Annotated in this window: 7 protein-coding genes, 1 other RNA gene and 2 pseudogenes; 2 read left to right on the top strand and 8 right to left on the bottom strand. The window is 51.5% G+C overall.

From position 1 onward, the window contains the following. From uvrC to HMPREF2954_RS00300, 4 genes and pseudogenes are all read right to left on the bottom strand, one after another. The coding region (gene uvrC, locus HMPREF2954_RS00315; protein ID WP_070688954.1) for an excinuclease ABC subunit UvrC at nucleotides 1-1,435 on the bottom strand (1,435 nt) is incomplete at its 3' end. Between the two features lie 138 nt (nucleotides 1,436-1,573). Continuing rightward, nucleotides 1,574-1,894, bottom strand: a pseudogene (locus tag HMPREF2954_RS00310) (stress response protein). Between the two features lie 304 nt (nucleotides 1,895-2,198). Beyond that, on the bottom strand, nucleotides 2,199-2,882 hold the full coding sequence (locus HMPREF2954_RS00305) for a 16S rRNA pseudouridine(516) synthase (RefSeq protein ID WP_045075139.1): 684 nt from the start codon (nucleotides 2,880-2,882) through the stop codon (nucleotides 2,199-2,201). A gap of 40 nt (nucleotides 2,883-2,922) precedes the next feature. Next, a complete protein-coding gene (locus tag HMPREF2954_RS00300) occupies nucleotides 2,923-4,041 on the bottom strand; it encodes a methyltransferase (RefSeq protein ID WP_045075137.1) in 1,119 nt (372 codons plus the stop codon). 207 nt (nucleotides 4,042-4,248) lie between these two features. Between HMPREF2954_RS00300 and HMPREF2954_RS00295 the strand changes: the two genes are divergently transcribed. Both HMPREF2954_RS00295 and ssrA read left to right on the top strand, forming a co-directional pair. Next, nucleotides 4,249-5,463: a pyridoxal phosphate-dependent aminotransferase gene (locus HMPREF2954_RS00295; RefSeq protein ID WP_003756346.1), complete on the top strand. Its 1,215-nt coding sequence runs from the start codon at nucleotides 4,249-4,251 to the stop codon at nucleotides 5,461-5,463. Between the two features lie 115 nt (nucleotides 5,464-5,578). Next, nucleotides 5,579-5,941: a transfer-messenger RNA gene (gene ssrA / locus HMPREF2954_RS00290) on the top strand. 131 nt (nucleotides 5,942-6,072) lie between these two features. On the opposite strand, the pseudogene HMPREF2954_RS13365 reads toward ssrA, so the two are convergent. From HMPREF2954_RS13365 to HMPREF2954_RS00275, 4 genes and pseudogenes are all read right to left on the bottom strand, one after another. Further along, nucleotides 6,073-6,594: pseudogene (locus tag HMPREF2954_RS13365) on the bottom strand (site-specific integrase); the annotation flags it as partial. A 109-nt stretch (nucleotides 6,595-6,703) separates the two neighbouring features. Then, nucleotides 6,704-7,129, bottom strand: coding sequence for an Arm DNA-binding domain-containing protein (locus HMPREF2954_RS00285; RefSeq protein WP_045075134.1), 426 nt, complete (start codon nucleotides 7,127-7,129; stop codon nucleotides 6,704-6,706). Next, on the bottom strand, nucleotides 7,099-7,287 hold the full coding sequence (locus HMPREF2954_RS00280) for a hypothetical protein (protein WP_003743139.1): 189 nt from the start codon (nucleotides 7,285-7,287) through the stop codon (nucleotides 7,099-7,101). The genes HMPREF2954_RS00285 and HMPREF2954_RS00280 overlap by 31 nt, the downstream gene beginning before the upstream one ends. Before the next feature lie 119 nt (nucleotides 7,288-7,406). Continuing rightward, the coding region (locus tag HMPREF2954_RS00275; protein WP_321178148.1) for a hypothetical protein at nucleotides 7,407-7,702 on the bottom strand (296 nt) is incomplete at its 5' end.

Genomic DNA, 7,702 nt, shown 5'->3' with positions numbered 1-7,702 from the left:
TTTGTCCTTTGCCGCCGTCAATCAATACGACATCCGGCCATTTGACGGCCTCGCCGTTGGCTTCAGCCTCCTGCATTTTGCCATAGCGGCGGGTGAGGACTTCGCGCATGGCGGCGTAGTCGTCGCCGGGTTTGGCGGTGGTGATGTTGTAGCGGCGGTATTGCGAGGGTTGGATGTTTTGTTCGTCGTACACGACGCAGGAAGCGATGGTGGCTTCGCCTTGAGTGTGGCTGATGTCGAAGCATTCGAGGCGGTTGAGGTCGTCTGAATTCATGTTCAGGATTTTTGCCAACTCGTCGATGCGGTGTTGCTGGCTGCTTTGTTGCAGGCGGCGTTGGGCAATCGCCATTTGTGCGTTTTGTTCCGCCATTTTCAGCCAGACTTTGCGTTCGCCTATGGTTTTGGTCACGAACTGCATTTGTTTGCCGTGCTCGCCCTCCAAGGCTTCTTTTAATGCGTCGGGGACGGGGAAGTTGCTGATGATGATGTCGGGCTTGCTTTTGCCCAGATAGTGTTGGGCGACGAAGGCTTCGGCGTAATCTTGCCCGTTTGGTTCGGGGTCGTTTTTGGTGTCGGGGAAGAAGCTTTTGTCGCCGACATGCCGCCCGCCGCGTATGCTGACCCAGTGTACGCAGACGAGGCCGTCTGAAACGGCAAGCGCGAGCAGGTCTATGTCGTTGGGATTGTTCGGGTTTTTGCTGTCGATGAACTGATTGCTCTGCATGATGCCGAGCGCTTGGATTTGGTCGCGGTAGCGGGCGGCTTCTTCAAATTGCAGGTTGGCGGCGGCGGTCTGCATTTTGTGTTGCAGGGTGCGGGTCAGTTCGTCGGTTTTGCCGTTGAGGAAGGTAGCAGCTTGGCGCACGCTGTCGCAGTAGTCTTCTTCGCTGATATGTCCGACGCAGGGCGCGGTGCAGCGTTTGATTTGATACAGCAGGCAAGGACGGTCGCGGTGTTCGAAGACGCTGTCTTCGCAGGTACGCAGCATGAAGACTTTTTGCAGGACTTGTATGCTGTCGCGCACGGCGTTGCTGTTGGGATAGGGGCCGAAGTATTGGTTCGGCTTTTTCAACGTGCCGCGGTAATACGCCATCTGCGGATATTGATGTCCGCTGAGCATGAGGTAGGGATAGCTTTTGTCGTCGCGGAAAAGGATATTGTATTTGGGCGACAGGGCTTTGATGAAGTTGTTTTCGAGAATCAGGGCTTCGGCTTCGGAACGGGTGATGGTGGTTTCGATGTGGTGAACCTGTTTCACCATCAATGCGATGCGCGGGGAATGGTCGTTTTTCTGGAAATAACCGGACACGCGCCGCTTGAGGTTGACCGCTTTGCCGACGTATAAGACGTTGCCGCCTTCGTCGAAAAAACGGTATACGCCGGGCAGGTTGGGCAGGTTTTTGAGGAATAGGGGGATGTCGAAGTCCGTGGTCATGGGGCGGGTGGTAGTATAGGGGCTGGAAAGTCGGAATTATAGGGGAAACTATATTTCAGGAATATAACAAAAGGTCGTCTGAAAACAGGTTTTCTCAAATAGAAACCCGTTTTCAGACGACCTTTACCGATATGATTGTTAACGGCGGAATTTGCCTTGATCGAAATCATCAAATGCTTCGTAAGCGGCGCGGCATTGGATGCGTTATTCTTTATAGGGTAGCTGACGGAAAGCTTTGCGGGCTTTTCGGTTTTCTTTCAATTCGGCACGGTTGCCTTTGTATTTGTACCATGCAGCGCGGCGGTCGAGGTACTTTTTGCAGGCGGGATGCAGTTTGCCATGTTCGGCTTGAGTTCGCGGATGGTGGCGTTTATGGGTGTCTGCATCGGCAGTTTGGGCGGAAAAACCCAGTATCAGTGCAATGGACAAAGTAGAAAGCAAGCCTTTTTTGAGTAACATGACGATCTCCTGTTTGTAGGATTGAATGAAAGAACTTGACTGAAAGAATTGAAATCAAAGATAAAAAAAACCATCTATACTAAGGGGAAAAGTATAGATGGCCAAACACATTACGGGGAAAACGTCTTACTCACTTACTCACTTCTCTCGAAGCAAGTGTTACTCAGACACGCGAATTATATAATAGTTCACGAATGATGACGTTAAGTTTGGTTAATGACATCTTAACAATCATATCATCATGTTTTTAAACAAATAAAAAAATCATAATGGTTAAAATTTTTTTGAAAAAACTTCAAAATTTTCAAACTGTGATGAATTTCCACTCCCCTGAGGCTAAATTTTCTACCGTTCGTCCGTTGAATTCGTCCCGATGGAGATGTTCGACGCGGTTGCCGGCAGCGGCGACCATGCGTTTGACTTGATGATATTTGCCTTCGGTAATGGTCATCAGCAGGGTGGTCGGATTTTCCAAAACGGCTTCGGCTGCGTGGACGGTTTCGTTGTCGTCGTGCAGCAGGACGCCGTTTTTCAGCGTTTTACACAAGCTGTCATCGGCAGGATGCTTCAGGGTAACGCGGTAGATTTTGGGCACTTTGTGTTTCGGCGAGGTGACGCGGTGGTTGAACTGCCCGTCGTTGGTAATCAGCAAAACGCCCGTTGTATCCGCATCCAGCCTGCCGACCGCCTGCATATCGATGTTGCGCATATGATCGGGGAAAAGGCTGAAAACACTGGGGTATTGCTGCGGTTTGTGCGAGGTTTCGTAATCGGCAGGCTTGTTGAGCAGGATATAAAAATAAGGCATGGGTACGACGACGATGTCTTCGCCGTCTATGCGCAGCGTTTGGACTTCGGCGGGATCGATGTCGGCTTTGGTATCGTTGCGGACTGTATCGTTGATTTCGACACAATCATTTTGAATCAGCCACTGGCATTGTTTGCGGCTGCCTATGCCTTGGGATTGGAGGTATTTGATCAGTTGCATGGGAATGGCGGATGTGGGTTTCAGACGACCTGATTGTATATCAGGACTTTGCTTTCAAACGATAGAGATATGTGGTTTCCCGATTGCGGGCGAAGGCGAGCGGGTCGGATTCGTCGGCGGCTTTGCGGTGGCGCGGTTTGGTTTTCAGAATATCGACCACTTCTAAAGAGGTCGTCTGAAAACATTGTTCCAGAAAATCGCGGTCGCGCAGATGCAGATGTTCCGCCAAGTCGGAAATGATTAACCACCCTTCGCCTTGCGAGTTTAAATGCTGCCGCACGCCGTTTAAGAAGGCAGTCAGCATGGCGTTGTCGGGATCGTAGAGGGCGGTTTCGACGGCGGAAGTCGATTTGGCGGGCAGCCACGGCGGGTTGCAGACGATCAGGTCGGAGCGTCCTTCGGGAAACAAATCAATGGCTTGTACGGCGACTTGTTTGTCCAGCCCCAAGCGGGCGAGGTTGGCGGTTGCGCAGGCGATGGCCTTGGGGTTGGTATCGGTGGCGGTGATTTCGGGAATGCCGCGTTTGGCAAGGATGGCGGCGATAACGCCGGAGCCTGTGCCGATGTCGAACGCCGTCTGAATATTAGGATTCAACGGCGCTTGGGCGATTAAGTCCAAATATTCGCCGCGCAGGGGTGAGAACACGCCGAAGGGGACGTGGATTTTGCCGTCAAGCTGCTGAATGTCTATGCCTTTTTTGTGCCATTCGTGCGCGCCGATAAAGCCCAAAAGCTGGTTGAGCGGCAGCAAAAACGGCGCGTCGTTCGGCTCGGCGTACACATCGGCGAGGGCGGAGCGGACGTCGGGCGCGCGCGGGTTGTTTAACTGAAAACCGGCGCCGATTTCGACGGCAAGCATATTTAACACGCGGCTTTGCTGCGCCTGCTTCATGCGGTGGGTATGGAAGGTCGTCTGAATATCGGCAGGCGCGTTTTTTGTCTTTTCAGACGACCTGCGGACGCGCTTTTTCATCGCCGCCAACACTTGTTTAGCGTTGTGGAAATCGCCCATCCAAACGGTTGCCGTTTGGGAGTGAGCGTTTTTCAGAATATCGGCGGCATTGCTTTCATGCACATAAACCGCCTGCTTGGGCGGCTTTTGCGTGCTTTCGTTGCGCCATTCGGCAGCGGCGCGGTCGGTGGGGATAATGGGGAACATGACGGGAAGGAGAAAGGGAAACCAGCGGCAAGTTTACTATATTTCGGGAAGTATGTATTGAAAGCGGAATAGGGTTGTAATAAAGGTCGTCTGAAATTTGAAATGCGGTTTCAGACGACCTATTCTCAGTTGCATAAAATACTTTCTTTCCGCCTGCAAACGGAGTACATTTACTCCCATTGTTAACAATTTTACGGAACACACATCATGGAGAAATTTCCCAAATCGTCCAAGCTGGACCACGTTTGCTACGACATCCGCGGCCCGGTACACAAAAAAGCCCTGCAACTCGAAGAAGAAGGCCATAAAATCCTCAAGCTCAATATCGGCAACCCTGCGCCGTTCGGCTTTGAAGCGCCCGATGAAATTTTGGTGGACGTAATCCGCAACCTGCCGACCGCGCAGGGATATTGCGATTCCAAAGGGCTGTATTCCGCCCGCAAGGCCATCGTTCATTACTATCAAACCAAAGGTCTGCGCGATATTTCGGTTAACGACGTTTATATCGGCAACGGCGTGTCCGAGCTGATTACCATGTCCATGCAGGCGCTTTTGAACGACGGCGACGAAATCCTGATTCCCGCACCCGATTATCCGTTGTGGACGGCTGCCGCCACTTTGGCGGGCGGTACGGTGCGCCATTATTTGTGTGACGAAGAAAACGACTGGTTTCCCAACCTTGCCGATATGGAAGCCAAAATCACGCCCAAAACCAAAGCCATCGTCGTCATCAATCCCAACAATCCTACCGGCGCGGTGTACAGCAAAGAAATCCTGCTCGAAATCGCCGAGTTGGCGCGCAAACACGGTCTGATTATCTTCGCCGACGAAATCTACGACAAAATCCTCTACGACGGCGCGGTCCACCACCACATCGCCGCACTCGCGCCCGACTTGCTGACCATTACCTTCAACGGACTCTCCAAAGCCTACCGCGTTGCCGGATTCCGTCAAGGCTGGATGGTGCTCAACGGTCCGAAAGAACATGCCAAAGGCTATATCGAAGGCCTCGATATGCTCGCCTCCATGCGCCTATGCGCCAACACGCCCATGCAACACGCCATCCAAACCGCTTTGGGCGGCTATCAAAGCATCAACGAATTCATCCTGCCCGGCGGCCGCCTGCTGGAGCAGCGCAATAAAGCGTGGGAACTTGTCAACCAAATTCCCGGCATATCCTGCGTCAAGCCGATGGGGGCACTTTATATGTTCCCGAAAATCGACACCGAAATGTACGGTATCCATGACGACATGAAATTCATCTACGACCTGCTCGTGCGCGAAAAAGTCTTGTTTGTCCAAGGAACAGGGTTCAACTGGATACGACCCGACCATTTCCGCATCGTTACCCTGCCGTACACCCACCAAATCGAAGAAGCCATGAGCAAACTCGAGCGCTTCTTGCAGACTTATCGGCAATAATCGAATAAGGCGAAAGGTCGTCTGAAAGCATGATTTGCGTGTTCAGACGACCTTTGTTATGCCCGTTCTGCTTGGCAAAACAGCCTGATATGCGTATAATCAACGTTTCCCATCTGGGGGCGATCTTGGTTTCGACGGGGGTTGCAAAGCAGATGCGGGCATACCGGGATCTCAGATTTCCCGTAAAACACTGAATCTAAATAGTCGCAAACGACGAAACTTACGCACTGGCCGCTTAAGGCCTGCCGTTGCAGCAGTTGGTCAATGGGCTGTGTAGCGCAAGCTACCGCAACGTCATTTTACATTGACTGGTTTTCCGCCGGGTTACTTGGCGGGAAATAAGATTTAAGGTAACTGGTTCCTAGAAGGCCTGTCGGTCGGCATGATAGGAACGAGATTTTAAATAGACACGACTAAGTATGTAGAACGCTCTGTAGAGGACTTCCGGACGGGGGTTCGATTCCCCCCGCCTCCACCAAGATATCCTATACTTATCTTCATTTCTGTGTTTTTTGGCACACTATTGGCACATTTCCCATCAAAAAGCTGCTCGATTTTAGACTTTTCACGCTGCTTGTCGGCCAAGTCAATCCAGCGGGAATAGTTTTCAAGTAGTATCTTCATGGTGCTGTGTCCCATCTGCCGGGCTACCCACATGGGGTTGGCTCCGGCCATGAGGTTGAGTGTGGCAAATGTATGGCGGGTGTTGTAGGGTTTCCTGTACCTTACCCCCGCTATTTTTATGGCGTGCTGCCACGGTCTCCAAGGTACTTTGTCGTTCTCAAACGGGCAGCCGGTTTTTGGATTGATGAAAACGTATCCGCTTGCTAGTCCTCCTGTTCTTTGCCATTGCCTGCGTAAGGCTTCCAAGGCGCGGCTATTGAGTTCGATGTCTCGGTAGCTGTGGGTTTTAGTACTTTTCAGCTTGCCAGCCACGGATGCTTTGTTTACGCGCACGCACTGCTTCTGGAAGTCGATGTCCTGCCAAGTGAGGGCGATGAGCTCGCTGGTACGCATACCGCTGAAAAAGGCCAGTTTGAAGTAATTGTGAAACACAGGTTTGTTTTTCAGGTAGTCTAGGATGGATTCGGCCTCTTCGAGTGTGAACGGGTCGGGCGGCTCTTTCTGCACTTTGGCGTTGGCTAGATGCTGGGCGGGGTTGTCTTTTATCCTACCGTCGCGGAGCACAAGAACAAACGGCTACCGAATAACGGTGGCGACGTTATTGCGAGTTTTTTCGCTACAGTCTTTCGCTACAGTCTAAGGTAGCCAGCAGCCCTGCTAGGGTACTGTACTGGATACGGTCTATCGGCATGTCGCCAATTTTAGGCAGGACGTGGCTGTTGAGCATGCCGCGATAGCGGGATAGTGTGGAGTGGGATAGCTGGTTAACGGTGGCTAGCCAGGCTTCGGCCATCTCACGGAAGGAGGGGCTGCGCTCCGTTTCTTCAGCCCGTTTGGAATCGGGGAAGAATTCGGCGTAGTCGAATACGCCGATGGCGATTCGGGTGCATACTTCTTCCCGGAGTTTAGTAGCGTGCCGGATGTTAGCGGTGGTGGGCTTGAGCGGCAGGCTTTCCCAACATCGTTTACCCCGATACATGGACCATATTTTGATACTGCGATCGCGGATAACTACACCGGTTGGTATTCGTTTCGTTGCCATTTTTCTACCTCTTTTACGTTGATTAAGATGTGGCGGTCGGGCGCACGGTAGTAGTGGAGTCCCTCTACCCAAACACCGGTGCTGATTTTGTCCCTTAAAGCCTTTTCTGTATAGCCTGATAATTCGGCGTAACGTTTCAACTGGATTTGGTTCAGCATATTCAATCCTCCATATGAATAATTAGGACTTGCAGTAAGTGGTCGTAGTGCCGTAGCCAACCATGTGGCGGACATCAGGTAACCTGAGTCGTCTTTCTGTTTGCATTTTTTCTCCAAATTTAAAGTTCGCCTTTAAGCAGCTTAGTTAATTCATTGCCCACGGCAGATTGTGTTCCACACTGCGTCGTGGCGGGTGATTTACCGTTGGGATAAGCAACAGTGTCAGGTGCGCATCCATTGCCTATGTCGGTACCTGCTATATTAGCAGCAAAAAGCCCTAAAATTTTTTTCAGCCCATTCTCAAAGAAGGATGAATATTGGCAGACCATATGGCGGTTTGAAACGTAGAAAAGCCCTTGTTCACTGAGTGAATAACAGGTTGAGACCTTTGCAAAAAAGCCCTTCCCCCAACAGC

The sequence above is a fragment of the Neisseria sp. HMSC067H09 genome (assembly GCF_001814135.1).
Taxonomy (GTDB): domain Bacteria; phylum Pseudomonadota; class Gammaproteobacteria; order Burkholderiales; family Neisseriaceae; genus Neisseria.
The sequence above is the reverse complement of the archived record's forward strand: the minus strand, read 5'-3'. Positions and strand labels throughout refer to the sequence as shown.